23 protein-coding genes and 1 riboswitch are annotated in these 26,308 nt (G+C 49.5%); of the genes, 11 read left to right on the forward strand and 12 right to left on the reverse strand.

Features of this window, described 5'->3' with window-relative positions; translation table 11 throughout:
* Positions 1–39 precede the first annotated feature (39 nt).
* From ACM6JA_RS23915 to moaC, 5 genes are all read right to left on the reverse strand, one after another.
* Positions 40–1,248, reverse strand: coding sequence for a PLP-dependent aminotransferase family protein (locus tag ACM6JA_RS23915; protein WP_414854373.1), 1,209 nt, complete (start codon positions 1,246–1,248; stop codon positions 40–42).
* A gap of 195 nt (positions 1,249–1,443) precedes the next feature.
* Entirely contained in the window at positions 1,444–1,914 is a 471-nt protein-coding gene (locus ACM6JA_RS23920; protein WP_007721255.1) for a hypothetical protein, read from the reverse strand.
* Positions 1,915–2,065: 151 nt separating this feature from the next.
* Positions 2,066–3,247 (reverse strand): pyridoxal phosphate-dependent aminotransferase, encoded by a 1,182-nt coding sequence (locus ACM6JA_RS23925; protein ID WP_414854374.1) that lies wholly within the window; start codon positions 3,245–3,247, stop codon positions 2,066–2,068.
* An 83-nt stretch (positions 3,248–3,330) separates the two neighbouring features.
* A riboswitch (SAM riboswitch) is annotated at positions 3,331–3,445 on the reverse strand.
* A gap of 61 nt (positions 3,446–3,506) precedes the next feature.
* Positions 3,507–4,763 (reverse strand): MFS transporter, encoded by a 1,257-nt coding sequence (locus tag ACM6JA_RS23930; protein ID WP_414854375.1) that lies wholly within the window; start codon positions 4,761–4,763, stop codon positions 3,507–3,509.
* 3 nt (positions 4,764–4,766) lie between these two features.
* Positions 4,767–5,249 carry a cyclic pyranopterin monophosphate synthase MoaC gene (gene moaC, locus ACM6JA_RS23935; RefSeq protein ID WP_047071888.1) on the reverse strand — a complete coding sequence of 161 codons (483 nt, stop codon included), beginning with the start codon at positions 5,247–5,249 and terminating at the stop codon, positions 4,767–4,769.
* 172 nt (positions 5,250–5,421) lie between these two features.
* Between moaC and ACM6JA_RS23940 the strand changes: the two genes are divergently transcribed.
* From ACM6JA_RS23940 to ACM6JA_RS23960, 5 genes are all read left to right on the forward strand, one after another.
* Complete coding sequence (locus ACM6JA_RS23940; protein WP_414854376.1) at positions 5,422–5,961, forward strand: methylated-DNA--[protein]-cysteine S-methyltransferase; 540 nt, start codon at positions 5,422–5,424, stop codon at positions 5,959–5,961.
* Entirely contained in the window at positions 5,954–6,667 is a 714-nt protein-coding gene (locus ACM6JA_RS23945) for a 2OG-Fe(II) oxygenase (protein WP_414854377.1), read from the forward strand. The genes ACM6JA_RS23940 and ACM6JA_RS23945 overlap by 8 nt, the downstream gene beginning before the upstream one ends.
* A gap of 12 nt (positions 6,668–6,679) precedes the next feature.
* Complete coding sequence (locus ACM6JA_RS23950) at positions 6,680–7,498, forward strand: SPL family radical SAM protein (RefSeq protein WP_414854378.1); 819 nt, start codon at positions 6,680–6,682, stop codon at positions 7,496–7,498.
* 103 nt (positions 7,499–7,601) lie between these two features.
* Entirely contained in the window at positions 7,602–8,309 is a 708-nt protein-coding gene (locus ACM6JA_RS23955) for a molybdenum cofactor biosynthesis protein (RefSeq protein ID WP_414854379.1), read from the forward strand.
* A 4-nt stretch (positions 8,310–8,313) separates the two neighbouring features.
* A complete protein-coding gene (locus ACM6JA_RS23960; protein ID WP_414854380.1) occupies positions 8,314–9,339 on the forward strand; it encodes a ThiF family adenylyltransferase in 1,026 nt (341 codons plus the stop codon).
* 62 nt (positions 9,340–9,401) lie between these two features.
* On the opposite strand, the gene ACM6JA_RS23965 is transcribed toward ACM6JA_RS23960, so the two are convergent.
* The 3 genes from ACM6JA_RS23965 to ACM6JA_RS23975 are packed head-to-tail and all read right to left on the reverse strand — an operon-like array spanning position 9,402 to position 12,892.
* Positions 9,402–10,460: a sensor histidine kinase gene (locus ACM6JA_RS23965; protein ID WP_414854381.1), complete on the reverse strand. Its 1,059-nt coding sequence runs from the start codon at positions 10,458–10,460 to the stop codon at positions 9,402–9,404.
* Positions 10,457–11,131 (reverse strand): response regulator transcription factor, encoded by a 675-nt coding sequence (locus ACM6JA_RS23970; protein ID WP_414854382.1) that lies wholly within the window; start codon positions 11,129–11,131, stop codon positions 10,457–10,459. Before ACM6JA_RS23970 ends, ACM6JA_RS23965 begins: the two co-directional genes overlap by 4 nt.
* A 3-nt stretch (positions 11,132–11,134) precedes the next feature.
* Positions 11,135–12,892, reverse strand: a complete 1,758-nt coding sequence (locus ACM6JA_RS23975; RefSeq protein WP_414854383.1) for an ABC transporter ATP-binding protein — start codon at positions 12,890–12,892, stop codon at positions 11,135–11,137.
* Between the two features lie 290 nt (positions 12,893–13,182).
* On the opposite strand from ACM6JA_RS23975, the gene acnA reads away from it, so the two are divergent.
* From acnA to ACM6JA_RS24000, 5 genes are all read left to right on the forward strand, one after another.
* Entirely contained in the window at positions 13,183–15,912 is a 2,730-nt protein-coding gene (acnA, locus tag ACM6JA_RS23980; RefSeq protein WP_007721281.1) for an aconitate hydratase AcnA, read from the forward strand.
* A 234-nt stretch (positions 15,913–16,146) separates the two neighbouring features.
* The gene (gene alr, locus ACM6JA_RS23985) at positions 16,147–17,328 is read left to right on the forward strand and encodes an alanine racemase (RefSeq protein ID WP_414854384.1); all 1,182 of its coding nucleotides are present in this window, start codon (positions 16,147–16,149) and stop codon (positions 17,326–17,328) included.
* Positions 17,329–17,408: 80 nt separating this feature from the next.
* On the forward strand, positions 17,409–19,001 hold the full coding sequence (locus ACM6JA_RS23990) for an alkaline phosphatase family protein (protein WP_414854385.1): 1,593 nt from the start codon (positions 17,409–17,411) through the stop codon (positions 18,999–19,001).
* Between the two features lie 111 nt (positions 19,002–19,112).
* Positions 19,113–19,919, forward strand: a complete 807-nt coding sequence (locus ACM6JA_RS23995; RefSeq protein WP_414854386.1) for a DUF2785 domain-containing protein — start codon at positions 19,113–19,115, stop codon at positions 19,917–19,919.
* Between the two features lie 72 nt (positions 19,920–19,991).
* Complete coding sequence (locus ACM6JA_RS24000; RefSeq protein WP_414854387.1) at positions 19,992–20,315, forward strand: DUF3892 domain-containing protein; 324 nt, start codon at positions 19,992–19,994, stop codon at positions 20,313–20,315.
* Between the two features lie 60 nt (positions 20,316–20,375).
* Here the strand turns inward: ACM6JA_RS24000 and uvrA are convergent, their stop codons facing one another.
* The 3 genes from uvrA to ACM6JA_RS24015 form a co-directional block, all read right to left on the reverse strand.
* Positions 20,376–22,817, reverse strand: a complete 2,442-nt coding sequence (gene uvrA, locus ACM6JA_RS24005) for an excinuclease ABC subunit UvrA (RefSeq protein WP_414854388.1) — start codon at positions 22,815–22,817, stop codon at positions 20,376–20,378.
* Positions 22,818–23,115: 298 nt separating this feature from the next.
* Positions 23,116–23,619, reverse strand: coding sequence for a DUF4188 domain-containing protein (locus tag ACM6JA_RS24010; RefSeq protein ID WP_414854389.1), 504 nt, complete (start codon positions 23,617–23,619; stop codon positions 23,116–23,118).
* A gap of 9 nt (positions 23,620–23,628) precedes the next feature.
* Complete coding sequence (locus tag ACM6JA_RS24015) at positions 23,629–24,261, reverse strand: TetR/AcrR family transcriptional regulator (protein WP_414854390.1); 633 nt, start codon at positions 24,259–24,261, stop codon at positions 23,629–23,631.
* A 182-nt stretch (positions 24,262–24,443) separates the two neighbouring features.
* Between ACM6JA_RS24015 and ACM6JA_RS24020 the strand changes: the two genes are divergently transcribed.
* Positions 24,444–25,409, forward strand: coding sequence for an NAD(P)-dependent alcohol dehydrogenase (locus ACM6JA_RS24020; RefSeq protein ID WP_414854391.1), 966 nt, complete (start codon positions 24,444–24,446; stop codon positions 25,407–25,409).
* A 71-nt stretch (positions 25,410–25,480) separates the two neighbouring features.
* Here the strand turns inward: ACM6JA_RS24020 and ACM6JA_RS24025 are convergent, their stop codons facing one another.
* The gene (locus ACM6JA_RS24025; protein WP_007721300.1) at positions 25,481–26,227 is read right to left on the reverse strand and encodes an IclR family transcriptional regulator; all 747 of its coding nucleotides are present in this window, start codon (positions 26,225–26,227) and stop codon (positions 25,481–25,483) included.
* Positions 26,228–26,308: the final 81 nt, after the last annotated feature.

Consider the following 26,308-nt stretch of genomic DNA (forward strand, 5'->3'; position numbering starts at 1 on the left):
ACAACCAGCTCAATGGTAATGGTTGTCTTTTTGCTTCTATTAAACATTTGTCACCAGAGATTGGCTGTAGGCGTGGAATGCTTTGCCCAGTCGTGAAATCGCAAGCTCCGTGTCTTCTCGGTTCAAGAGTGTATAGTTCAAGCGCATCGTATTCACTTGCGGCTCAGCTGCATAAAACGGCTTCCCTGGTACGAATGCCACGCCTTCCTGTACGGAACGGGCCAGCAGCTTCTCAGCATCGACGTGCTCAGGAAGATTCACCCAGAGGAACATCCCGCCTCTTGGTTTTTCCCACTGTACGCCCTCCCAGTTTTGCGCTACCAAGAGCTCATGCATCCATTCCATGCGCGCCTTGTAGGACTCGCGGATTTTCTCAATGTGGCGCTCCAGATCAAAGCGGGACAAAAGCTCATACAGCGCGTACTGGTCGATTGTGCTCGACTGCAAATCAATTGCTTGCTTCGCCTTCACCATCATTTGAATCACGCGTGTATCTCCAATGGCCCATCCGGTACGCAAGCCTGGCGCGACAATTTTGGAAAAGGTACTGGTGTACACCACACAGGAATCGGTCGGATGCTCATCCAGTGAGAAGATCGAGCGATACGGAGCTTCCCCATCAAATTGGATCTCTCCATATGGATCGTCTTCCAGGATGAGAATGTTTTGCGCCTTACATTGACGAAGCAAGCCAAGACGGCGTTCGAGGCTCCATACCTTTCCTGTCGGATTGGCAAAGGTAGGAATGACATACACCATTTTCGGGCGATACTGGGCTATTTTTTTCGCCAGATCGTCCATATCCATCCCATCAGCATCACCGTCTACGGGAATCGCTTTGATTCCCCGGAATTGGAACAACTGAACCGCTGCCAAATAAGTAGGGTTTTCTACGAGAACGACATCGCCTTCGTCTAAATATACACGGCACAACAAGTCTACTGCTTGCTGAGAGCCCGTAGTGATGATCATATTATCTACACCGACGTTCATATGCTTTTGCTTCATGCGGGATGCAATCCACTCACGAAGCGGCAAGTATCCATCAGTCAATCCGTACTGAAGAGCTTTTGCTCCTTGTTCGAATGCGCGGTTGAACGCTTCGCGCATCTCTGCGATTGGAAAAGAATCCTCTGCTGGCAGTCCACCTGCGAGCGAGAGCACTTGATTGCCTTGGGTCAGCTTCAAGATTTCCCGGACAGCCGAGGAGGATAGTGCTTCAACAGATTTTGAAAATGAGTACTCCATGTTCCGTTCCCCCTTGATTTTGCTTATCCTTGTTTTATCACTCTCCCTCTCGTAAGTCCAATCCTTGGTAGCTATGAGCGGATAGGTTTTGACTATGTCGAGCGGTTGTTCAATCGTTAGTCTTCGCACACTGCATGCAAAAAACCCCTCTTCGTATCAAACGAAAAGGGGTCCATATGTATGGGCTATATCTTCCTAGGCGATGCGGAACACACGTGGTTTCTCTGTGTGTGGAAGAAAAGAGAGGTCTACATGCGTGGACGCTTCTTCCATGCCAATATCGCTTGCCAACAGCAATGCCTCTTCTTGGAAGGTCGGCGTACAGCTTCCTTCATTTAGTTCACAGAGACGCTTCAACCGCTTCAATCTCTCAGCGGATTTCTCCACTCTCATGCATTCGTTCGTTAGCTCACAAACGTTGACGTGACGTGCATCAGCGATCATGCTGATATCATTCACATGGACAATCAGTCTTTTGCCTTCTTCTGTAACAAATCCGATCGAGCAAAAATGCGCACCTGACATTTCCAAACGAGTGAGAACAGCATTGGCGTAAATTTCTCCCGTCCGCAAGCGAATCTGGCCTGCTTCAATGGCTCCGCCGATTTTTCGCTCGTTGGCGATCACCGTATACATATCCGTGTAACCGTTAATCTGATAGCGCATGGTACCCTCCCGCTCTTGCTGAGACTAATTATCATTAACAATGCCATCGTATAATGAAAATCATTATCTGTCAATAATGAGAATGATTTTTATTCTAGAAGAAAATAGCCACACTCCATTTGTATGGTAGTGTGGCCAAATTGCCTCGCTTTTATTTTGTTTTCGTAAACAACCCCAACCGCTCAATCCGTTGGACCGCTTCTGCGAGACGATCTTCATTGGATAACAAAGCCGCTCGCACATAACCCTCACCTGTCGGGCCAAAGCCATTTCCCGGCGCTACGACGACATGGGCTTTTTCCAAAAGCAGGTCAGAGAACTCCACGGAAGTGAAGCCACTTGGAACAGGAAGCCAAGCAAAAAACGAACCTTGAGATGGTGGTGCCTGCCAGCCAATCCGATGCAGATTGGAGTACAAGGCATTGCGGCGGCTTTCGTAAACAGCGACGAGATCGCGAACGCACTGCTGCGACTCCGTCATCGCTTTGGCTGCCGCCATCTGTACCGCTCCGAACAGACTGACGAAGTAATGGTCCTGAATGAGATTGATCAGACGAACCAGCTCGCGATTTCCTACCATGGCACCAACACGCCAGCCTGCCATGTTGTATGTTTTGGACAAGGTATAAAATTCTACGCCCACTTCTTTTGCTCCCGGAACCTGCATGAAGCTGACCGGCTTTTTCCCGTCATAGCTGATCGCCCCGTAGGCGAAGTCATGGCAGACGACGATTTCATGTTTTCGGGCAAAACGAATCGTTTCCTTATAAAACTCGAGTGGTGCGTTGACTGCTGTCGGATTGTTCGGATAGTTGAGAAACATCAGTTTCGCTCGATCCAAATCAGCTTGGGAGAGCTGGCTGTAGTCTGGCAAGAAATCATTTTCCGCCTTCAACGGCATCATGACCATCCGTCCGCCTACGACTGCAACCCCCGACCAATAATCCGGATAGCCTGGGTCTGGAACCAGTGCAACATCGCCTGCGTTCATGAGTACTTGGCAAATCTCTACGAGTCCGGTTTTGCTGCCGAACAATATCGCTACTTCTTCCTCCGGATCGAGGTCTACATCAAATTCTTGCTTATACCAATGAGCCACTGCCTGCTTCAGTTCCACGCGTCCCTGAAAAGGCGGATATTTGTGATGGAGTGGTTGTGCTGCTTGCGCCTGTAATTCTTCAATAATGTGCGGCGGTGTCGGCAGATCGGGATTGCCCTGCCCCAGGTTAATGACGTCATGGCCTTGCGCAATGACCTTGTTTACTTTTGCCACCAGGGTCGCAAAAAACTGGGTAGGGAGTCGATCAATCATGTCGGAGGGTTGAATACGCATCTTTCTTCCATTCCTTTCTTGGGCCCAATACAATAAAACCCCCTTTTTCCATACAGAAAAAGGGGGAGATCAGCTTGGTCACGTCCTTATCTGTCAGGAAAAAATCCTGCTGGAATTGGCACAGCATCTGTCCATCACATGGAACAGATCCGCTGCCGGGCTTCATAGGGCCAGTCCCTCCACCTCTCTGAATAAGTCAAACACACGGAATATACTGTTTTTTCGTCTATATCATACTAACTTGAGCACGCAAATCGTGTCAAGATGCTTGATTCTGTACCGGCACTTGATGCCTTCTTTCCTGAAAAGAGGTGTGGAAGGCAAAGAATGCGACAGACAACAGACACAAGCCTGCCATCACGAACAATAGTCCCTGCGCATGAATCGATTGGAAAATGATGGCGCCGAGCAGTGGTCCGAGCATCCGCCCTGCTGATCCAGTTCCTGCAATCAGACCTTGAATGAAGCCTTCTCGTCCCTCTGGCGTAAACTGTGCAGCTACTGCCGGTACCGCTGGCCACACGAGCATTTCTCCTAGCGTCATGACGAACATGCCTGCCACAAAGCCTGCATAAACCGTTGATTGCGACAGAATCAGCATCGACAAGGCAAAAATATAAGCGCCCAAGAGCATTTGTGCTTTTAGCGTACGGGCAAAGCGTCGAATGACCCACGCAATCAATGGTTGACCAAACAGGATCAAACCTCCGTTCAGCGTCCACAACAGACTGTATTGACGGAGTGAAATGCCCAGGGATTGCATGTAGGTCGACAGCACCGTCGTCCATTGTACATAGACAATCCAGCTAATTAATAGCCCCCCGCATAATAGCAGCAATGCTCCCCAAACAACCTTTGGCTCTTGACGTGGTAGTTGCAGCGCATCACCAGTTGCTTGCTCAGACATACTTTGTCCAGTCGTCGAGTTTTCACGTTGTTGTTCTAGCATTTTTAACTGACGCGGCAAAATGAGCATGAACATGGCGAGCACAATCACTTGCGAAATCGCATTACCGAAAAACGTCCAGGCAAACGAAACACTTGCCAGGAAGCCGCCCAGCGCAGAACCGGCAGCTACCCCCACATTGAGAGAGACATATATCAGATTGATTCCTTTCCGTCCTCCGTCCGGCCATAACACTACTGCCAGTGCATTCATCACAGGAGAAAGTGTTCCGTAAAACAGTCCATTCAGCAGAAGCAAGACAACATAAATCGTAAAATCTTGCGTAACACCTAAGCCGATCGATATCAGAATAACACCGATGGATCCGACAATGATGGTGCGCATTTTTCCCCAGCGGTCAAACATCATCCCGCCGACAATACTCCCGATCAAGAATGCGCCTTGATTTAAAAGCAACAAGAAGCCGGCTACAGTCAGCGGCTTTCCGAGATGGTTGTGAATATAGATCGTGACTAGCGGCCAAATACACGCCATTCCTGTAGAAAAAATGACGGCAGCAATCGCCAATAAACGAATGCTGCTCGGATAGGATTCCCACTTTTGCCTCATGGCTTACTTCTCTCCCCGATGGAAATCGCCGCTTTTTCCGCCTGTTTTGGATTGCAGACTAGTTGGACCGATTATCATTTCTTTATCCATGGCTTTGCACATGTCATACACCGTCAAAGCCGCTACGCTGACAGCGGTCAACGCCTCCATCTCGACGCCTGTTTTCCCTGTCGTCTTCACGGTTCCTGTAATCGCAAGCGTCGTTTCATCTACAAAAGCAAATTGTATGTCGATGCCAGTCAATGGCAGCGGATGACACATCGGGATGATTTCCCACGTCTTTTTGGCAGCCATGACACCTGCTACCTGTGCAACTGCGAGTACATCGCCCTTTTCGATTCGACCTTCGCGGATTCGGGCGAGTGTTTCGGGTTTCATGCTGATTTGGCTCTCGGCTACAGCCACCCGTTTTGTGACGTCCTTCTCAGACACGTCCACCATCCGAGCTCGATTTTGTTCATTAAAATGTGTTAATTGATCAGTCATACTAGTATCGTTCCTCCTCTATCTCCTCCTACCTTACTCCCGCCGCTGGATAAAAGCAATGGGAATGTAGATGACATTGTTTCGTTATCTTGCTCATCCACTCCTAAAAACGTACGAAGAACAGGTGCTGGAGGTATACTGTGCGTACACAGCTCAAAGGAGGCGTATAGAAATGGAAACGAGTAAGAATCAGACGGTACGTTGGTCAATGCTGAAGCATGGTGATTGGACCATTTACTTGGCTGCAACGGCTGCCGGGCTTTGTTATGTTGGCTCGGTCAACCAGCCTTTTGCTGAATTGGAAGCGTGGGTTGAAAAGCATCGCCCACAAAGTGCACTGGTGCAAGACGATCCATGGCTAAAGCCTTTTGCAGCAGAACTGATGGAGTATTTGCAGGGAACGCGCGAACATTTTTCCATGGATTGCGACCTGTCTGGAACGCCTTTTCAGCTCGCCGTCTGGGAAGCACTGCGCCAAATCCCATACGGTCAAACGGCATCGTACACCGACATTGCGAACATCATTAAAAAGCCTGCTGCTGTTCGTGCCGTCGGTGCCGCAATCGGTGCCAATCCGGTTCTCATTACAGTCCCCTGCCACCGCGTTGTCGGTAAAAACGGTTCACTGACTGGCTATCGTGGAGGACTGCCCATGAAGACAACTCTGCTTGATCTGGAGAAAAAGACAAATCGGGGTGTGAAGCATGGCTAGTTCACTGACAGAAAGGATCGCTGCGCTTGACTGGCATTCCCTGCAACAGGAGCTGGACGAACAAGGGTATGCTGCTTTTCCTTCCTTAATAAGCGCGGATGCCTGCGACGAATTAATCGCTACGTATGGACAAAATGACCTTTTTCGCAATACGATCCAGATGGCACGGTACCGTTTCGGCGAAGGTGAGTATCGTTATTATCAGGCTCCCCTTCCCTCGCTTTTGCAGGAGCTGCGCGAAGGCTTTTATCCGATGCTTGCGCAGACTGCGAATCGGTGGCTGGAAATGCTTGGACGCGAAGCTATCTATCCTGCTACCCTCCCTGAATTTTTGGCGCAATGTCACGATCAGGGTCAGCTGCGCTCTACTCCATTAATTTTGAAATACGAAATGGGCGGCTACAATTGTTTACATCAGGATATGTACGGCGAGGTGTTCTTCCCGTTTCAAGTTGTTTTTGCCTTGAATCAAAAGGAGAAGGACTACAGGGGCGGAGAATTTCTGCTGATGGAGCAACGGCCGCGCGCGCAGAGCCGAGGACATGTGATAACCTTGGACCAGGGCGCTGGCCTGATTTTCCCGACATCCTATCGTCCTGTGCAGGGAACGCGAGGCTACTATAAAAACACGCTGCGCCACGGTGTCAGCACGATTACCTCAGGCACCCGCTATAGCCTCGGGATTATTTTTCATGATGCAAAGTGAGGAACGCCCAATATGAAATGCATCCTTTCCTATAAAATGCCGAAAACCCTCCTCAATAAAGGAAGCGGATTTCTTGCGGATTACACCCACTCGCTCAATCCGTATACAGGCTGTTCTTTCGCCTGCTCCTATTGCTATGTTCGGCAAATGCCTGTCTCTTTGTTTCGCAACGAGCAATGGGGCACATGGATTGACATAAAGCAGCAAGCTGCCGATTTATTGCGCAAGGAGCTAATGCGGGCAAAGAAAAAAGGAAAGGTGACCATCTTCATGTCTTCGAGTACAGACCCGTACCAGCCCATCGAACAAACGGAAAAGGTAACGAGGTCTTTACTCGAAGTCATGGTAGAGAATCAACCCGATTTTTTGTTGGTGCAGACGAGAAGCCCCTTGGTTTGGAGGGATGCCGATTTGTTGCTCCTGCTGGGTGATCGCGTCCGCGTCAGCATGACCGTTGAGACAGATTTGGAGGAGATTCGCAGGCACTTTAGCCCGCAAGCTCCCCCCATTCAAGCGCGGCTCAAAACACTCCAGCGCTTGGCGGAAGCAGGCATCCCGACACAAGCAACCATTGCCCCTGTTTTGCCTAGCAGTGAGTTATTCCCGGAGATTTTGCGCCCCTTGGTCACACGTGTCTGTGTCGACGATTTTTATATGGGAGATGGTAGCGGTGGTAAACGAACGAAAAGAAACGGCATTCCCGCTCTCTATGAACAGCTTGGACTGGAACAATGGTATGATCCTTCCGCCTATCGGATCGTCTATGAACGGCTATTACGTGTTTTTCCCCCGGACCAGATTCATTTGAGTCAGGAAGGCTTCGCGCCTTAGAAGCAACCGCTGATTGAAACACCCCATTCATTGGCAACTTTGTTCGGTTTATGATATCGTCTAGCCTAGAGAGTAGTATCATCCAGGGAAATGAGGAATTGTCTTGACCATTACGATCTTGTTATTTGCCGGACTCGCTGAACGTGCGAATGCCCGGGAAGTACAGTTGACCCTATCTGAAGGCGCGACCGTTAGCGATCTTCTGCAAGCAGTGGAAAAAGAATATCCTGCGCTCTCTGCGCTTTTGGGCAGTTGCTTTGTATCCATCAATCATGAATATGCTGCGAAAAATCAGGTCATTTCAGCCGACGACGAGATTGCCCTCTTACCTCCTGTAAGCGGCGGAGAAGAAGACCCGCGCTTCGCCATTACCGAGGAGCCCATTTCTGCGGACAAGCTGGTTCGCCTGGTGAGCAACCCGCATGCAGGCGCGGTCCTTACTTTTGTCGGAACTGTTCGGGAATTTACCCATGGTCAGCGCACGGTGTATTTGTCCTATGAAGCTTATGCCCCTATGGCTGTTGAAAAAATGAAGCAGGTCGCAGCAGAGATCGAGGAACGCTGGCCGGGAGCGCAAGTCGCGATGCACCATCGTATCGGTAATTTGGCTGTGGAAGAGATTGCGGTTGTTTGTGCCGTTGCAACAGCGCATCGCAATGAATCGTTTGAAGCAGGCCGTTATGCCATCGAGCGACTCAAGCAGATCGTTCCCATTTGGAAAAAAGAAATGTGGGAAGATGGAAGCGAATGGAAGGGGCATCAGCAAGGACCGTGGAATCCGCTTGCGATGCCAGAAGGAAAGGTGGAGTAACGCCTTGGATACTCGCTATTCCCGTCAGATATTGTTTCATCCAATCGGTCGCAGTGGACAAGAAAAGCTCGGGCAAAGCCGTGTAGCGATCGTCGGCATGGGAGCCCTCGGAACTGTTCTCTCCAATCATATGGTCCGTGCTGGAGTAGGTTTTGTCCGCATCATTGACCGCGACTTCGTCGAGCCGAGCAACCTGCAGCGTCAAATGCTCTACGACGAATCCGATGCAGCCGAGCATTTGCCAAAAGCCATCGCCGCTCACACCAAGCTGACAAAGATCAACTCAGCCGTCACCATCGAACCGATTGTCGCAGACCTCACCGCTTACAATGCAGAGGAATTGCTGACAGATGTCGATCTCGTTCTGGATGCGACGGATAATTTTCAGGTGAGATACCTCGTGAACGACGTTTGCGTAAAGCATAGTATCCCGTGGGTGTACGGTGGCGCAGTGAGTGCAACCGGAACATTTACCGCGATTCGTCCGGGAATCACGCCTTGCTTGCGCTGTCTTTTCCCTGAAGCGCCAAACCCGGGTGAGATGCCTACCTGTGACACGGCTGGCGTCATCGGACCGATCATTCACATCGTCGCCTCCTATCAGGCAACAGAAGCATTCAAGCTGTTAGTGGACGCAACCGATGAGCTCAATCCGAATTTGGAGCACTTTGAGATTTGGCATAACCGCCATCAGCAAATCAAGGTGGTCAATGCCCGCCGAGACGACTGTCCAACATGTGGGCACAAGCAATTTTCGTTTTTGCAGCCGGATACCCAGGATGGACAAGCCGTTTCCCTTTGCGGTCGAGACACCGTACAAATCTCGCCCGCCGCTGCAATGACACTTGATCTGAATGCATTGGCTGATAGACTTTCCCCTTTGGGACAAATCGAGCAAAACAAGTTTTTGCTGCGTTTCCGTGTCGATACATACACGCTCGTCATTTTCCCGGATGGTCGCGTCCTCGTGCAAGGCACAGATGACATCAGCCTGGCACGTTCGCTCCATGCCAAGTATATCGGCGCGTAACTGGTTTACTCGCCATGAAAAAAGCTGTCCCAGACCGTCACCCGGACGAAGGGGCAGCTTTTTTATGCTGTTTGAACAAATGTAATCGTAAACGTGGTACCTTTCCCTACTTCACTCTCAACGGCGATTGTGGCATGATGCAAATCGATTATTTTTTTCACGATTGCCAGTCCCAGGCCACTGCCCGAATTGGCTCGGTTCCGCGATGGGTCCGCCTTGAAAAACCTTTCGAAAATGCGTTCCTGATTTTCCTTGGATATCCCGATACCCGAGTCGGTCACTTTCACGAGCACTTCTCCATTTACTGTCTCCAGTTTTACGCTGATTTTCCCGCCTGCCTCCGTGAATTTGATGCTGTTGCCAAGCAAGTTGGTCCAGACTTGACTCAGCATATCTTCGTCAGCGACGATTTCGACTTTTTCCAAGTCTATGTCCATTTCAATCTCTTTCCCCATCCATTGCGGCTCGCATGCGAGGATGATTGCGCGTAGCTGCGTGTCCAACCGATACCGCTTCCGCTCTAAATCATGCTGGATGCCCTCTAGCGCAGTGAGCTTAAGCAGGTTGTCACTGATCTTGGATAGTCGCTTGCTTTCCGACTCGATAATCTCCAAGTAACGATGACGCTCTTCTGGGCTAAGTCTTTCATTATGCAGGGCGCGAGCAAACCCGCTGATGGACGTCAAAGGCGATTGAATTTCGTGGGAAACATTGGAGATGAACTCCTGCCGCAGCTTCTCCATCTCATTTAATTGCTCCGCCACGTGGTTGATGCCATCCACCAGCTCTCCCCATTCGTGCGCCAGCTTGATATCGAGATTAACCCGAAAATCCCCCATGGCAATCCGTCTGAGCGCATCAATCAATGGTTGAAACCTGCCCCGATGCCTTGGCATGGTGAAAAAAGAAATGATCATGCCTACCCCAATAAACAAAATGAAGCTCACAACTGAATTGACCAGCGCTTTTACAAGATCATTGGGATGATAGCCCATATAGCCATAAAAGAGAGTGGTACTCCCGTATGCACCTAGCCCGCACAAGGCAAAAACAGCACATAAGCCCACCACTCCTGCGATTTTCAGCAAAACACGGGAATGTTCTGGCCGCCTCTTTTTCATACGACGATCTCCAAACGATAACCAAGTCCCCGGACCGTCCGGATCAAAAAGCCGTACATCGCCTCTGGAAAACGCTCCCGCAAGCGGTTGATGTGCACGTCTACCGTACGCTCATTTCCTTCAAAATCATAGCCCCATATTTGTTCGATCAGCTGCTCACGGGAAATGGTCTGTCCGGGATAGCTGGCCAGTTTGAATAGCAGCTCGAACTCCTTTAGTGGAATGGTCCATGTTTTCGTGCCACTGGCGACTGCAAACGTTTTACGATCAAGCAACAGTTTCCCTGCTAGAACCTGATGCGAAGCGGCAATCCGGTAACGCTTGAGCAGCGCTTTTACCCGGACGACCAGCTCCTGCGGATCAAATGGCTTCACCAAATAATCGTCTGTCCCTAGCTCGAAGCCTTTGATTTTTTGCGATGTCTCTCCCTTCGCAGTCAGCATGAGCAAGGGAAAATCATAATGCTTGCGAAGCTTTCGACACAGCTCCCAGCCATCCATGTTCGGCATCATGATGTCAAGAATCACCAGTTGTGCCTGAACCGATTCCAGTTTATCCAGTGCCTCCTGTCCGTCTGCCGCTTCCACTATCGTAAAGCCTTCATTGCGCAAGAAGACGCTGACGAGCTCGCGAATATGCGGATCGTCGTCGACTACCATAATCGTGGTCACATTCTACACCCTCTCTTTTACGAGTAATTGCTGACTAGCCAATTCGCGGTACATCTCATGGGTTTGAAAAAGCTCTTCATGTGTACCCATACCTGTGATTTTTCCCTTTTCCAAAAAGATGATTTGATCTGCTTCCACTACAGTCGATAAGCGATGGGCAATCACGAGGGTGGTACGTCCCTTCATCAAATTTTGCAACGCCTTCTGGACGATCATCTCGGAATTGCTGTCCAAACTAGAGGTAGCTTCATCCAACATCAAGATTTGCGGGTCCCGAAGCAGCGCACGGGCAATCCCGATTCGTTGGCGCTGTCCACCCGATAGCTTCATGCCTCGCTCTCCTACTTCTGTCTCATAGCCATTCGGCAACTCCTCAATAAATTGATCCGCATAGGCCATCTTTGCCGCTTCCTTCAGCTCCTCGTCGCTAATCGTCCGTGAAACCCCATAGCAAATATTTTCTCGGATGGTTCCGGCGATCAATGGACTTTCCTGGGACACGTAGCCGATTTGACTTCTCCATGACTTCAACGAAAAATCCGTGATGGGATCATTGCCCAGCCTGATTTCTCCACTCAGTGGCTGGTAATACCTTTCAACCAGGGAAAACAACGTCGTCTTGCCGCTACCGCTCGGTCCGACAATCGCATTTACTTTTCCGGCCCCAATCGTAAAGCTGACATCATCGAGAATCGTTTCCCCGTTCTCATACGCAAAGCTCACATGATTCAAATGAATGGGCAGGCCAGCGTTTTCAAGCGTTCGTCCTGTCAAAAGATCTTCTTCTTCGGCGTCCAGAGTCGTAATGATTCTTTCTGTTGCCCCCATGGCTTTTTGCAAGGAAGTGAAAAACTGTGTGAATTGCCCCAACGGTATGACAATTTGCACCAGATACAAAATAAACGCGACCAGCTCACCAGCTGTCAATGCTCCCGTGGACACCCGCATGCCACCATAGCCGATCACAACCACGAGCAGCACCATCAGGATAAAGGACATTAACGGTCCAATGACGGCTTGGACTCTTCCTTCTTTTAGCCCGAATCGGAACAAATTCCCGATTGCCTTTGTTCCCATCCCCAGTTCGTGTGTTTCGGCATTGGAAGATTTGACGAGCCGCATCTCTTGGAGCACTTGATTCATAATCGTCGTAAAGCTGGCGGTCTCATCTTGCAGTCCTTTAGAAATTTTGTACATCTGACTGCCAAGCGGAATGAGAATCCCGACGCACAGCGGCACAGCAACGAGCATTGTTAACGTCATTTGCCAATCGAGGTATAGCAAAGTCACCACAGAACCAACGATCGTGATCAATCCTGTGAAAAAGCTGGACAGTTGATCACTAATCAGGCTTTTCACGACGCCTGTATCGTTGGTCATTCGACTGATCGTCTCACCCGTCCGGTTGTTATCGTAATAAGAGATCGGCAGGACGAGCAGTTTTTTCCAGAGTCGTTCACGGAGTGCGGCCACCACACTCTCGCCGACATGATTTAATAAGTAGATGGACAGCCCTCCCACAATGGCTTGTGCGATAAAGGCAACGATCAATAAAATGATTTGTGGTGTCGTGATCGTAGATAGGGAAAAGCTGTCCACCAAATCCTTCGTAAACAACGGAATTACTAAGCTAACCAGTGTGGTGGCGATGCTCATGAACAACGCGACACCGATTTTTAGTTTGGATGGCTTTGTTTCCCTTATTAATCGAAAGAAAGGTCGCCAGTTTCCCCATTTCGCTACGCTATTGGTCTGTTCCATTCGTCATTTCTCCCCTTTTTCCTCCACTCATTTTCACTTGCAAGAGATAAGATACTCCATGAATGTAAACGAAATATAAACGGGATAATAATTGAAGTGCGTGCAATTTTCTTCTTTATAATAAGAAGACGTTCGTGATCCAATTTTCTTTACCTATGATTTTTGTATATAAATGATGAATTTGGGGTAGAAGCCGGGAAACAAATCGTATATAATAGGTTCGTAATGAAGAAACGAAACAAGGTTTCACTAGATGAAACTCCAAGTTATTACTAGGGAGGTTGTATACATTGGCTAACAAAGATGCTTACAAAGTAAAGTCTTCCCTGCAAGTAGGCGACAAGTCTTTTGCTTACTATCGCCTGCAAGGGTTGGAAGAACAAGGATTGGGCGATGTTTCCAAACTGCCGTTCTCCATTAAAGTTCTGCTCGAGGCTGCTGTCCGTCAGTTCGACGGCCGCGCGATTACTAAAGAACACGTACAACAATTGGCGACCTGGACAAAAGGCCGCGACGTAAACCAAGAAGTACCTCTCATGCCAGCTCGTATTGTTCTGCAAGACTTCACCGGTGTACCGGCTGTAGTTGACTTGGCAGCGATGCGCATCGCTATGAAGCGCGCTGGTGGAGATCCAAAACGAATCAACCCATTGGTTCCAGTTGACCTCGTTATCGACCACTCCGTCATGGTTGACGATTTCGGTAACGCGTCCGCTCTGGACAACAACATGAAATTGGAATTCGAACGCAACCAAGAGCGCTACCGCTTCCTGCGTTGGGCACAAACTGCGTTTGACAACTTCCGTGCGGTTCCTCCAGCTACTGGTATCGTTCACCAAGTAAACTTGGAGTACCTCGCAACTGTAATCGCTACTCGTGAAGTAGATGGCGAATTGGTTGCTTTCCCTGACTCTCTCGTAGGTACTGACTCCCACACCACTATGATCAACGGTCTTGGTGTTCTTGGATGGGGTGTTGGTGGTATCGAGGCAGAAGCAGGAATGCTCGGCCAACCTCTGTATTTCGTAACGCCAGAAGTAGTTGGTTTCAAACTGACTGGCACACTGAATGCTGGTGCAACTGCAACCGACCTCGCTCTGACTGTTACGCAAATGCTGCGTAAAAAAGGCGTTGTAGGTAAATTCGTGGAGTTCTACGGACCAGGCCTGTCCAACATCTCGCTGGCTGACCGCGCTACCGTAGCAAACATGGCACCTGAGTACGGCGCTACAATGGGCTTCTTCCCAGTAGATGCTGAGACAATCAACTACATGCGTCAAACTGGTCGTGAAGAAGACCTCATCTCCTTGGTTGAAACTTACACCAAAGCACAAGGCCTCTTCCGTACAGACGAAACTGTTGACCCAGTATTCTCCGAAACATTGGAACTGGATCTGTCCACTGTCGTACCTAGCTTGGCTGGTCCAAAACGTCCTCAAGACCGCGTAGAACTGACTGCTATGAAGGAATCCTTCAATAACAGCCTCGTGACGCCGATCGACAAAGGCGGTTTTGGTCTCTCTGAAGAGAAAATCGCAGCTAGCGCACCAGTTGCTTATGCAAACGGTGAAAAAGCTACGCTGAAAACTGGTTCGGTTGTAATCGCAGCGATCACTTCCTGTACCAATACATCAAATCCTAGCGTAATGCTGGGTGCAGGTATCCTGGCGAAAAAAGCTGTGGAAAAAGGCCTGAAAAAGCCTCCTTTCGTAAAAAGCTCCCTGGCTCCAGGTTCCCGCGTAGTTACGCAATACCTAACTGACGCTGGTCTGATCGACTCCTTGGATGCTATCGGATTCAACGTAGTAGGTTATGGTTGCACCACTTGCATCGGTAACTCCGGTCCATTGCCAGAGGAAACCAGCAAAGCTATCGCAGACGAAGATCTGACAGTTGCAGCGGTACTCTCCGGTAACCGTAACTTCGAAGGTCGTATCCATGCACAGGTAAAAGCGAACTACCTCGCTTCTCCTCCATTGGTTATCGCCTATGCACTGGCAGGTACTGTAGATATCGACCTGACTACAGAGCCAATCGGTACTGGCAATGACGGTCAACCTGTATTCTTGAAAGACATCTGGCCATCTCCACAAGAGATCGCAGCTGCAATGGACAAAGCTATGAATCCTGCTCTGTTCCGCGCTGAGTACGGCCAAGTGTTCACGCAAAACGAAGCTTGGAACAAAATCGACGTTCCAACTGGCGACCTGTACGAGTGGGATGAAAAATCCACGTACATCCAAGAGCCGCCATTCTTCCAAAACCTGGCTGGAGAAATCGCCAAAATCGCAGACATCAAAGCAGCGAACACCATCGCACTCTTCGGTGATTCTGTGACGACTGACCATATCTCCCCAGCTGGTAACATCTCGCCAACTAGCCCAGCAGGTCTGTATCTGCAAGCAAACGGCGTAGAGCGCAAAGACTTCAACTCCTACGGTGCTCGTCGTGGTAGCCACGATGTAATGATGCGCGGTACATTTGCAAACATCCGTATCCGCAACCAAGTAGCTCCTGGAACTGAGGGCGGCGTAACCAAATACTTGCCAACTGACGAAGTAATGTCCATCTACGATGCTTCCATGAAGTATCAAGCAGACGGTACTCCACTCGTTGTACTGGCTGGTAAAGAGTACGGTACTGGTTCTTCCCGTGACTGGGCAGCAAAAGGTACATTCCTCTTGGGTATCAAAGCGGTTGTCGCTGAGAGCTTCGAGCGTATCCACCGTGCTAACCTGGTTGGAATGGGCGTTCTGCCTCTGCAATTCGCTGGTGACCAAAGCTGGAAGTCCCTTGGCATCGACGGTACTGAGTCCTTCAACATTGTGGGCCTCTCCGATGATGTTCAGCCTGGCCAACGCGTAAAAGTAGAAGCAACGAAAAAAGACGGCAGCACTTTCGAATTCGAAGTAATCGTGCGCCTCGATTCCATGGTAGACGTAGACTACTACCGCAATGGTGGTATCCTGCAAACGGTTCTGCGTCAATTGCTGGATGAAGGTAAACCAGTAACTGCGTAAGCAAACGAATAAAAAATAAGTTCGTATCAGCACCCACCCAACGAAAAGGGCAGACTCCGAGTATTCGGCAGTCTGCTCTTTTTACGTTTCCAGCCAGACCTATGGTTGTCGTTTGTAGGCCACCAATGTTCAGCTTTTTGTTATCTCTTCCTGATGGGCCACGCTTAAGTGGAAGATCCGGTGAATACGCATGGAAGAGGGAAGTCATTTTCCAGAAAAAGGGGGGGATTCGTGATGAAACAGTTTTTTCGCGAAACCTGGATTGAGGTAAATCTCGATGCCATCAAGAAAAACATTCGGGCGATACGCCGACATATTCCTAAACGGACGAAAATCATGGCGGTTGTAAAAGCGAATGCCTATGGCCATGGTTCTGTTGGAGTAGCCCGCCATGCCCTCGAGTACGGGGCTACTTCCCTCGCTGTCGCCATTCTGGAAGAAGGCATCGTCTTACGAAAGGCGGGAATTGTAGCCCCTATTCTCGTGCTGGGCTTCACTCCTCTTTCACGTGTCAAAGAGGCGGTTGCTTGGAATATCGATCTGTCTGCTTTCCAGACCGATTGGATCAAAAAAGCCGATAAAATTATCAAAACAACGGCTTTCTCCAATCGTCTGAACATCCATATCAACATAGATACAGGTATGGGACGATTGGGCGTACGGACAAAATCTGGGTTGCTTTCAACCGTGAAGGCGTTAACGTCAAGCTCTTCCCTTGCATGGACCGGAATCTTCACTCATTTTTCCACTGCAGATGAACCTGATCACACATTGACCAAAGCGCAGCATGAGTTATTTGTTCAGTATCTTCGTTATCTGAAGGAAAAAGGATTCGAGCTTCCGACCGTACACATGTGCAACACCGCCGCTTCTATTGCGTTTCCCGAATACAGCGCCGATATGATCCGCCTCGGAATCGGTATGTACGGGCTGTATCCATCCGCTTATATCCGACAGCTCAATCGCGTCAAGCTCGTTCCGGCACTCAGCTTGAAATCGCGCTTCTCCTATGTAAAGACAATGCTGACGCCACCGTTTACCATCAGTTATGGTGCTACATACACAGCAAAGCGCGGAGAGGTCATCGGGACGATTCCAATCGGTTATGCTGACGGTTATTCGCGCGCACTCTCTAACCGGGGATTTGTTCTGTATCAAGGCAGACGGTTGCCAATCGCAGGGCGAGTGACAATGGATCAGATGATGGTTAGCTTGGGAGAAGGCAGTGGAAACCAAGGCGATGAGGTCGTGATTTACGGCAAGCAAGGAAACCGCGAGATTCCTGTCGATGAGATTGCCGAAATGCTCGGGACGATCAACTATGAAGTCGTTGCCACACTCAGTAATCGCATCCCTCGTTTGTTTTTGGAAAATGGGGTGGTTGTAGAGATCTCTCATCTGGTGCCGGGAGGTTAAATGAGGCAGGCTTGGAGAATAATTTTTTTTGCGAAAACAAAAAATAGGGAAAACCAAATTCGCAAAAAAGGAATGGAAACATGAAGTCGCGATTCACATACGCCATCCTTCTCCTGTTGACGCTGAGTCTGACTGTAATCAGCTGCAAGCCAGACTCAGCTTCCCAAATCCGTCAGCATAGCCTCAAGGCTCAACCCTCAGCTGAGAGAAATGTATCGCAAAAGCCTGTCCTGCTCATTCTCATTGATTCGTTAATGGACAAACCACTACAAGAAGCGATCCGGCAAGGCCGCGCTCCTGCTTTGGGTTATTTGCTTGCAAACGGGCGTTATTACCCGCAAGTTGTGAGCTCATTTCCCACCATGTCGGTAACCATCGACAGCACCCTCCTTACAGGGACGTATGCCAATGAGCATCATGTACCGGGATTATCGTGGTTCAGCAACAAGGAAAAGCGGATGATTTATTACGGGTATGGTCCCAAAGAAGGTCTGAAGATCGATCAGCCACAAGTGCTGCTAGATATCCTTCATCAATTGAACCTGGTCCAGCTCAATCCGCATACGAAAACCGTCCATGAAGAATTGGCAGAAAAAGGCAAGGATACCGCTTCCATCAATGCTATTCTATGGCGCGGCAAAACGCCGCACTCCTTACAAATCCCCCGTTTCATTGATTTCGGCACGCGTTTGCCTGGCGAACTGAATGTGACTGGACCAAAACTGATGTCGTATGCAGCATTTGCCCAGCTTGATCCGAATCAAAAGAGTGAAAAGCGCATGTGGCGAAAATACGGGATGAATGATGAGTTTTCCGCGCAGGAGGCTGCCTATCTCATCGCAAACAAGAAGCTCCCCCCTCTTACCATCACCTACTTGCCGGAAAATGATATGGAAGTACATAGGAAGGGACCCGCTACGATCGAAGGGATTGAAAAAGCGGATAAAGCGCTTCAATCCGTACTCGATGCATTTGGATCTTGGGATAAGGCAATCAAAGAAGCACGGTGGATCGTCATGGGAGACAGTGCCCAGAGCGCTATTCTGGATGATCGCAAGACCGCAACCATTGACGTGCGCAGCTTATTGACCGACTATCAAATAGCCAAAATCAGTCAGCCTGTCAACCCTACTGACCAAATCGTGATTTCGACCAACGAACGGATGGCCTATATTTATGCCATGGATTCACGTATTTCGTTATCCGATATCGTAAAACGTTTGCAGCGTGAACCAAAGCTGGACATCATTGCAAGGAAGGAAGACAATAAGATTGTCGTTACAGCAGGCAAGATCAACCGAGAGTTTATCTATCAACCAAGCGGTCCCTTTACCGATCCGTATGGTCAAAAATGGACCTTCAGTGGTGATCCGCGTCTGCTCGATATCACCATTAACAAGGACCGGATCACGTATGGGAAATATCCGGACGTTTTGGCGAGGCTCTACGGCGCGATGAATTCGCATGAAGGCAGATATGTGGTCGTTACTGTTCAGCCTGGGCATGAGCTCATTACCGAAAGTTCTCCAACCCATATCGGCGGAGCGGCACACGGTTCCTTGCACGAGGTGGACTCACTCGTTCCCCTGCTGGTAACCGGGACCGCCACGGGGCCCCAAACTTTGCGTATCGTTGACTTGAAAGACTGGCTGCTGCGCCTGACAACCGAATGAGTGAAGCAGCTTTTAGAGAATGGGCAGGTATCGGCAAACCTGCCCTCTTCTCTTTTTATTCCTTCGTTACCATCATTGTAGTAAAATTAGGAAAATAAAGGAGCTGAGAAGATGTCATTAAAAGAAACCTTGCTCGCGATTCGGGCGAATAGCTTTCTGGCGCCACCACATGCTTTTGATTTGGCGCTCGAAATGGTTACGCACATCGGTTCACCCGATCCCCAACTGCGTGATGAGCTCATCTATTCTACGTTCTCTCATTGGATAGAGGAAGGTGTGCTCTCCCCTGAACAGCTGCAAGAGCTGCTAGCGATTGCACTCGACGACCAGCATTTATTTTATCGCATAGGTGAAAGTGGGACTGACTCGGTATTCACGCGCTCCTTTTCCGTTTTATTGCTTCCCCTTATCCTGATCCTGCATCGGAATCATCCTTTTCTTGCCAAAGAAGCGATCCTTTACGTAAAAGACAAACTTTTCTCTTACATACGGCAAGAAACAGACCTGCGAGGCTACGTGGAAGAAAAAGGCTGGGCGCATGCTACCGCTCATGCTGCAGACGCTCTCGATGACCTGGCCCAATGCAGTGAACTGGATCAGACTGACCTGAAGCAAATTCTCGGAGTCATCCGTGAAACAGTCGCAGGGGCAAAATCAGTTTATGCGTACGAAGAAGATGAGCGCTTGGTGACTGCTGTCCTTTCAGTCTGGAATCGAGATGAACTCTCCTTGGATGAGATCGATGGATGGGTTCGGAGTTTTGCGAATCGTTTGGATAGTGGCTATTCGATCGAAGCGTATACGGGGCGAATTAATGTGAAAAACTTTTTGCGGAGCCTGTACTATCGCATCAATGACCAGGAAAAGTATAAGCGGATAGCAGCGACCTTACTTCCTCTAAGTGCACAGCGAGCATAGTTCCCGGAAGCAAAAAACGAATGCATGTTCTCTCCCTTTTTAGACAACCTATTAGAGGAGGAGGGATGATGCATGGATCAACGGAGCTTTGAACAAATTTATGAGGCCTACAAAAATGCTGGAGAACAACAGGCGATCCAGGAAAATGATGATAACAGTCCACTGACGAATACAGGAAAAGAGCAAATCGTGGCCGTCAGAAAAAACGACGATGGAGACTTGATCGCTTTTAAAACAGACTCTGGTCGTGAGCTCGACTATATCACCGCACTCAACGACGCAAAGGCAGGCAAGCTGGCCCATGTAGACGTGTTTCACAAGTATGGGAGAGACATACTGCGGAGTGAGCCAGACGGAATCAAGGAAAACAATTTGGATCGTCTGCCTGACTTTTGACGGCAAAAAGGTCGCCCACAGCAGAATCGGGGCGACCTTTTTGTATCGACGCGTATTGGATTAGTGGATAAACTTCCCGGTAATCGACTCTTTCGTGGCTGCCACATCTTTTGGTGTTCCGCTCGCAACCACGGTCCCTCCAGAACTACCTCCTCCAGGTCCCATATCAATCACCCAGTCTGACGAAGCGATTAGTTCAGTGTTGTGCTCGACCATAATCACGGTATTTCCCGCATCGACCAATTTGCTCAAGAGTACATGGAGCTTCTCGACGTCAATCGGATGCAATCCTGTCGATGGCTCATCCAGTAGATACAGCGTATGCCCTGTCGAAGATGAACTCAGCTCCCTAGCCAGCTTCAGCCGTTGTCCTTCACCACCGGACAAGGTCGTCACGGACTGTCCCCATTGCAAGTAGCCGAGTCCTACCTCACACAGCAGGGTCAGCAATTGCGTCATCTTCTTTTGCTCGCTGAACAAGGAGAGGCTCTCCTCAATACTAAGCATCAAGATATCGGAAATGGTATAGCCTTGGTACATTACCTCCAAGACCTCTGAACGAAATCTTTTTCCGCGGCAATCCGGGCAGACGACCTGCAAGTTGGATAGAAAATGCATGTCCACTTCCACTCTCCCCAGTCCCTCGCAGCGCTCACATCTTCCGCCCGGCGTATTGAATGAAAAGTGCTTGGCATCCAAACCACGCTTTTTGGCTGCTGGCAAGGCAGCGTATATTTTCCGCAACAGCGTATACAAGTCGACGTACGTGGAGACATTGGAGCGCTGCATGCGTGATAGCGCCGACTGATCCACTGTAATGACACTTTGAATGGCTTCAAGTCCTGTAATCGCGCGGCACCCTGTTGCTTTTCCGGTTCGCTTCTCGGCAGCCGCTGCCAGCAAATCGTAGACGAGTGTCGATTTACCCGAGCCAGAGACACCTGAGACTGCTACCAGTCTTCCCAGTGGGAACGATACGGTCACATCGCGCAAATTGTGCAACGTGGCCCCTTCAATCGTGATCCACTCTCCTGTTCCCTTGCGCTCTTTGGACGACAGCACTCTCTGTTCTTTCAAGTAGCGGCCTGTGACAGAATGCGGCTGGTTTAGCAATTCTTTCAACGAACCTTGCCCGACAATTTCGCCGCCAAAACGTCCTGCTCCTGGCCCCACATCAATCACGTGATCCGCTTCTTGAATCACTCGTTGGTCATGCTCGATGAGCAGCACCGTGTTGCCCAAATCACGCAGCTCCTTCATGACCTTCACGAGTCCATCCGTGTCCTTTGGATGCAAACCCGATGTTGGTTCATCCAGCAAATAAAGAACACCAGTCAAGCCAGAGCCGAGAATGGAAGCGAGCCGCAATCGCTGTGCTTCACCGCCAGAAAGAGAGATAGCCTGTCGATCTAGGGTCAAATAGCCCAGCCCCACATGGATGACGCGCTTGATCTTGATGAGCAAATCATGGAGGACGGCCTCCAAAATCGTATCTTCTTCACGGGCAGCTCGTACATGCACACTCTCCACCCAATCCCCTAGCTCCTCCAATGAGCTCTTCGATAGGCTCGGCAGCGTCCTGCCCTCTACTGTAACGAGGCGACTCTCCTCCTTTAACCTCTCACCATGGCAGTCGTGACAAGGTTGGGTAAGAAAGTAAGCAGCTTCACCCGATTGTCCATCTTTTTCCATATAGCGTTGCCACATGCCTGTGATGACCCCTTTAAACCTTCCCTTTCCTACGGTTTTCGGGGGCTGAACAGAAGGGAAGTGTCGAGAAAACTCCTCGCTCTCCACGCCATATTTGAGCAGATCCCACTGCGCTTCGTTGTACTCGTTCAATGGCAGATTCATCGGCAAGCCGTAATGTTTTCCTGCCGCCGCAAGCACGCTAGCCTGATATTCATTAATCGCCTCGTACCAAAAGGTAACCGCTCCTTCCCGAATGCTCTTTGTTTCATCAAACACGGCTTCCACATCAATATCGACGACCGTTCCCAATCCACTGCAAGTCGGGCAAGCACCTTGGGGCGTATTAAACGAAAAATCTGCTTTGGTCAGAGGGAGATGGACATGGGCACATACCGGGCACGTGACGGCTTCTGTTTCTCCGCCATTGGCAGCAGGTGCTATTGATGCGCGACACTTCTGGCAGCGTCTCTCCCCCTTCTTTTCATAGACGGTCCGTAGATAGGTATACATGTCTGTGACGGTTCCAACTGTCGATCTGGGATTACGGTTGGTCACATGTTGACTGATCGCAATGGAGGGAGACAGTCCTTCGATCGAATCCACACGAGGCTTCGCTAGTGATTCAGATGACATTCCACTGGACTCCATATACTGTCGTTGGCATTCTCGTTGCAGAATATCAAGTGCAAGCGTCGATTTACCCGATCCAGATGGTCCGGTTACCACCACGAGACGATGCTTGGGAATCTCGAGAGAAATGTTCTTCAAGTTGTTTTCTCTTGCTCCCCGAATGCGAATCAAGTCTTTCATGCAAAAAACCTCCTTCATAATTGAAATGTCAGTCCCTTTCGCTTACGAAGACTGACCTGCTTGATCAAATATACAACATTCATGCAAGTGCCAAGGTTATTGCAAAAATGCCCCTTTGACTACCGTTAGATATAAAAAACATCCCGTCATGGAGCTTTAACGTTTTTCTCGAACAAAACGGCCCTCTCTTCCTTAGACCTTGCAGCAGTTGGACAGACAATCCAATGCTGTATCGCTCTAAAAAGAAGAAAGGGCCGCTTGTTTGCGACAGGATGTATAGCTTTCGAGGAATCTTCTCTTATTGTGTAGGAGTAGGAACCGCAGGCTCATTCTCACCGCCCAATCGGCGGCGTGCCGTCTCCCTTTTTCCCACTGCCGGTAGATGCTCACCTGCCTTGGCCAATCCCCAGACAGGCATATTTCCGTAAAGGCATTCGTATTTTCCCGCATCGACCAAGTACGTCTCGTGAAAAATCCCAACCGTTCCATCCGCTCCTACCGCTTGGTTGAACTTCCTCCACGCGCTCAGGTGATTGTGGCTTTTTCTCGCGTAATTTTCCAGATGCTCATAGGATCGCCAGTACTGGATTTGGGTGATTTCACGCAGATTAAAATGCGAAGTGTGACCCAACAGTCCGAGCTCCGGGTGCTGATACAATTCTCGCATCATGCCTCCCATGGCGTTGGCTACTGGCATCCACTTGTGAACCGCAAGCATTCGGTTGATTCGCATCCCGATGATAAATACGACGAATGATCCTTCCATTTGTGCTGTAAAACGCCCCGGAACTACTTTTGCCATCCGACTCCCCTACCTTATCAAAGATTTGAGGTGCAGCTCGTAACACGCCATATAATCAGACACATGAAACAAATGTGCAGTCAGATAGGCTCCGTAAAATATCGAGAATAACAGAATTACGGCCTCCTCCTCCGACAGGTGAAGGGCAAGCTGACCATCTTCGGCTGCTTCTTGCACGCACTTTTGCAATATTTGATGCAGATCAGTAGCTCTAATGGCTTCTCGCTCCTCTTCCTCAGGGAAACGTAAATACAATTCAGCATCAGATAAAAGCGGTACACACGGGTGCATTTTTTGCTCGGCTAAAAAGCTGATAAGGCTAAGCATGATCCCAGGCTGCTTCTCGCTATCGCGCGTAACCTTGGCAAAAATATGCCGAACGGCTTCCCATCCCCGCTTGCCAGTACTTCGCAACTCAACAAAGCACTCTGCTTGCCATACGCTCATGTAATAAATCAAGAGCTCTTCCTTTTGCGGGAAAAATTTAAAGAATGTGACCTTCGACACCTCTGCTCGTTCGCAAATGTCATCCACCAGTACATTTCGGAAGCTCCCGTCGCCCATCAGCTCCAAGGCAGCGTCCAGAAGGGCGAATTTGGTTTTTGCTTTCTTTTTCTCGCGTAATGATAATGCTTCTGCCATCTCATACTCCTTTTTTCATATTTCTACTTGTATTTATCTTAGTACATAAATTAACTTGAGTAAAGTTTTTTATTCAAGTAACTAAAAATCAGCACTCTCTTTCAAAAAATACAAATAGAACTTTAATCAAATCACTCCGAATAAAATAGGAAAACAGCCAAGGATAATTGGAGGGCGAAGAGATGAAAGCGATCGTATACGAGCAATACGGGCCGCCAAATGTCCTGCAGCTTCGAGAGGTCACCAAGCCTGTACCAAAGGACGACGAGGTATTAATCAAAGTCTATGCTGCCACTGCCGCAGCGGGGGATTGGCGTTTACGCAAGGCAGATCCTTTCTTGGCACGTCTGTTCAATGGTCTGTGGAAACCGAGGAAAATCAAGATTCTCGGCTTCGAATTAGCCGGGGTGGTCGAATCAACAGGCAGTGGTGTTTCTAAGTTTAAGCCGGGGGATGCCATCTATGCTGCGTGCGGAAACGGCTTCGGCGCGTATGCCGAATACAAATGCTTACCTGAGAACGGTTGTATCGCGCTGAAGCCTTCGAACATGTCGTTTGAGGAAGCAGCTGCCGTTCCGGTCGGTGCCTATACGGCCTTGCAATTTCTCCGGAAGGGCACTATCCAGCGCGGCAGGCGCGTGCTCGTATACGGCGCTTCTGGCAGCGTCGGGACGTATGCGGTGCAGCTCGCCAAGCATTTCGGTGCGGAAGTGACCGGAGTATGCAGCACATCGAATGTCGAGCTGGTAAGATCGTTGGGGGCCGACCGAATCATCGATTATACAAAAGAGAACTTCGAGGACGACGGTACGGTCTACGATATCATTTTCGATACCGTCGGAAAGAGTCCGTTTCAGTCATGCGTCGAGCGACTGACACCGAACGGCTTCTACCTGCGTGCAGTTCATTTTAGTCCTCTGCCAATCGTTCGCGGGTTATGGACGAACATGACGAGCCGTAAGAAAGTGATTGGCGGAGCTACGAAGGAAAATGCGGAAGACTTGAGGTTTTTAAAGGAGCTGATCGAGGCTGGCAAACTGCGTCCCATCATCGATCGTATTTATCCGCTAGAGCAAGCAGCGGAGGCCCACTCCTATGTGGAGTTGGGGCATAAGAAAGGTAACGTGGTGTTAACCGTGCGACAATGAATACGTTGTGATCGTTCAAAAAATAAAGCCAATCCAAACATTTTCTGAGTGTGTTTGGATTGGCTTATTCGTTATTTCATCATTTTTCCCATCCGATAGGCTGCTTCCATGATGTAAGGCGCATATTGGCTCATTTTTTCAGGAGTCAGGCGGTTGGAAGGACCCGACGCCGCAATAGACGCTACCAATTGTCCGTTGCGGTTGAATATCGGGACGGCTACGGCTGCTGTCCCCAGCTCCCGTTCCTCCACGCTAGTCGCGAAGCCTTGCTTCCTGATTTGATCCAATTGCTCAATAAAAGACTCCTTGTTCACATAGTCAGGCCAATTCGGGTCGCTGATGACTTCCTGCAAAATGAAAGGCTCTGCATATGCAACAAGTACTTTGCTTGATGCCCCCACCGTGAGTGGCATACGCGCCCCGATTGGCGCCACCCTGCGAATCGGCTGCTTGCTTTGGACTGCCTGTACGCGAATCCGCTCGTTTCCATCCCGCACGTACAGACTAACCGTTTCCTCCACCAAATCCCGCAATCGCTCCATCTCCGGCAGCAGCAATATCGCTGGATCATCGTTTTGCGACAAATTGGCGGATAACTCCCAAACCCGAAACCCAAGTCGATACTTCTCCGTCTGAACATCTCGTATCAGAAACCCTTTGTTCTCCAACGTTGCCAGCAAACGATGCACGGTACTTTTATGCAGGGAGAGTCGACTCGCTATCTCGCTCAGGCCTAGATCCGTAGCGTCCGTAAAACAGAGCAGGATATCCAAAGCCCGATCGACTGCTCGAACGTTTGCTTTTTGTTCTTCTTCCATAAGTGTTTGACACCTGCTTCCTACTTTGTTCCGATCGTTTCATCTGATGAAACGAATATGCTACTTTTCAGTATACGAAAA

The organism is Brevibacillus sp. IT-7CA2, assembly GCF_949767855.1.
Classification (GTDB): Bacteria; Bacillota; Bacilli; order Brevibacillales; family Brevibacillaceae; genus Brevibacillus.

Excerpts from the sequence above, each read along its gene's own strand:
- ACM6JA_RS23915 (WP_414854373.1), bottom strand. The coding sequence starts at position 1,248 with ATGGAGTACTCATTTTCAAAATCTGTTGAAGCACTATCCTCCTCGGCT.
- ACM6JA_RS23920 (WP_007721255.1), bottom strand. The coding sequence starts at position 1,914 with ATGCGCTATCAGATTAACGGTTACACGGATATGTATACGGTGATCGCC.
- ACM6JA_RS23925 (WP_414854374.1), bottom strand. The coding sequence starts at position 3,247 with ATGCGTATTCAACCCTCCGACATGATTGATCGACTCCCTACCCAGTTT.
- ACM6JA_RS23930 (WP_414854375.1), bottom strand. The coding sequence starts at position 4,763 with ATGAGGCAAAAGTGGGAATCCTATCCGAGCAGCATTCGTTTATTGGCG.
- moaC (WP_047071888.1), bottom strand. The coding sequence starts at position 5,249 with ATGACTGATCAATTAACACATTTTAATGAACAAAATCGAGCTCGGATG.
- ACM6JA_RS23940 (WP_414854376.1), top strand. The coding sequence starts at position 5,422 with ATGGAAACGAGTAAGAATCAGACGGTACGTTGGTCAATGCTGAAGCAT.
- ACM6JA_RS23945 (WP_414854377.1), top strand. The coding sequence starts at position 5,954 with ATGGCTAGTTCACTGACAGAAAGGATCGCTGCGCTTGACTGGCATTCC.
- ACM6JA_RS23950 (WP_414854378.1), top strand. The coding sequence starts at position 6,680 with ATGAAATGCATCCTTTCCTATAAAATGCCGAAAACCCTCCTCAATAAA.
- ACM6JA_RS23965 (WP_414854381.1), bottom strand. The coding sequence starts at position 10,460 with ATGAAAAAGAGGCGGCCAGAACATTCCCGTGTTTTGCTGAAAATCGCA.
- ACM6JA_RS23975 (WP_414854383.1), bottom strand. The coding sequence starts at position 12,892 with ATGGAACAGACCAATAGCGTAGCGAAATGGGGAAACTGGCGACCTTTC.
- alr (WP_414854384.1), top strand. The coding sequence starts at position 16,147 with ATGAAACAGTTTTTTCGCGAAACCTGGATTGAGGTAAATCTCGATGCC.
- ACM6JA_RS23990 (WP_414854385.1), top strand. The coding sequence starts at position 17,409 with ATGAAGTCGCGATTCACATACGCCATCCTTCTCCTGTTGACGCTGAGT.
- ACM6JA_RS23995 (WP_414854386.1), top strand. The coding sequence starts at position 19,113 with ATGTCATTAAAAGAAACCTTGCTCGCGATTCGGGCGAATAGCTTTCTG.
- ACM6JA_RS24000 (WP_414854387.1), top strand. The coding sequence starts at position 19,992 with ATGGATCAACGGAGCTTTGAACAAATTTATGAGGCCTACAAAAATGCT.
- uvrA (WP_414854388.1), bottom strand. The coding sequence starts at position 22,817 with ATGAAAGACTTGATTCGCATTCGGGGAGCAAGAGAAAACAACTTGAAG.
- ACM6JA_RS24010 (WP_414854389.1), bottom strand. The coding sequence starts at position 23,619 with ATGGCAAAAGTAGTTCCGGGGCGTTTTACAGCACAAATGGAAGGATCA.
- ACM6JA_RS24015 (WP_414854390.1), bottom strand. The coding sequence starts at position 24,261 with ATGGCAGAAGCATTATCATTACGCGAGAAAAAGAAAGCAAAAACCAAA.
- ACM6JA_RS24020 (WP_414854391.1), top strand. The coding sequence starts at position 24,444 with ATGAAAGCGATCGTATACGAGCAATACGGGCCGCCAAATGTCCTGCAG.
- ACM6JA_RS24025 (WP_007721300.1), bottom strand. The coding sequence starts at position 26,227 with ATGGAAGAAGAACAAAAAGCAAACGTTCGAGCAGTCGATCGGGCTTTG.